Genomic DNA, 1142 nt, shown 5'->3' with positions numbered 1-1142 from the left:
GGCCCGGTGCCGTCCGGATCCGGCCGGGCGGTCGCCGGAGCCGGGCGGGCCGGACCCGCGGGGGTCCCCGTCCCCGCCGGCGGGTACACCGGAATGAGGACCACCGTCCCGCACGAACCGCAGCCCAGCTCGGGATGCGGCCACTCGCTCTCCCGCCCGCAGGTCGTGCAGCGCACCGTCACCCAGGTGTCCGACCACGTCCGGTGGGTCAGCGGAACCGGCGGCGCGGCCAGGTCCAGCGGGGGATGGACCGGGCTTCCGCAGGCGCAGGGGAAGACCGGGGCGGTGTAGCCGTTCTCGCGCAGGCACGCCGGGCAGCGCACCGGTACCGCTTCCGCCATGAGACCCGGACTCCCTCCGTCGCTGTGCGTAGGTCCATGCTCCACCACCGGCGACCGCCGGGGGGCGGCCGCACGCATTTTCCGGGGGATTCCCGTCGGCGGATCAGTGATTTGTACGAGTCGCCGACCGAGTTGCGGCTTTTGGTGGCTTCCGAGGTTCCCCACCGCCTTGACGTCGCAAGAGTCGCCGCTTAGCTTGTTCCGTATAGCAGAACAAAACTTCCGGATTACGGAAAAGTCTGACCGCCAGACCCGCAGGAGAACTCGATGCCTCGTATGACAGCCGCCGCCGCTGCAGTGGAGATCCTCAAGCTCGAGGGTGTCGAACAAGCGTTCGGTGTCCCCGGTGCTGCGATCAACCCGTTCTACCGCGAGCTCAAGAACGTGGGCGGCATCGCGCACACCCTCGCCCGCCACGTCGAGGGCGCTTCACACATGGCCGAGGGGTACACGCGCGCCAAGGCGGGCAACATCGGTGTCTGCATCGGAACTTCGGGCCCGGCCGGCACCGACATGATCACCGGCCTGTACTCGGCGATCGCGGACTCGATCCCGATCCTCTGCATCACCGGTCAGGCCCCGGTCTCGAAGCTCCACAAGGAGGACTTCCAGGCCGTCGACATCGCCTCGATCGCCAAGCCGGTCACGAAGAAGGCCACGACCGTCCTGGAGGCCGCGCAGGTCCCCGGCGTGTTCCAGGAGGCCTTCCACCTGATGCGCTCCGGCCGTCCGGGCCCGGTCCTGATCGACCTCCCGATCGACGTCCAGCTGACCGAGATCGAGTTCGACCCGGAGACCTAC

Annotated in this window: 1 protein-coding gene and 1 pseudogene; one reads left to right on the top strand and one right to left on the bottom strand. The window is 68.9% G+C overall.

What is annotated here, in order from left to right; genetic code table 11:
• Positions 1-341, bottom strand: a pseudogene (locus tag ACWGIU_RS38270) (hypothetical protein); the annotation flags it as partial.
• Between the two features lie 267 nt (positions 342-608).
• On the opposite strand from ACWGIU_RS38270, the gene ACWGIU_RS38265 reads away from it, so the two are divergent.
• Positions 609-1142: thiamine pyrophosphate-binding protein (locus ACWGIU_RS38265; RefSeq protein ID WP_453712753.1), on the top strand; the 534-nt coding region annotated here is incomplete at its 3' end.

It is taken from the genome of Streptomyces sp. NPDC054840, assembly GCF_053611065.1.
Note: the sequence above shows the minus strand (reverse complement) of the source record. Positions and strands in the feature narration are given on the sequence as shown.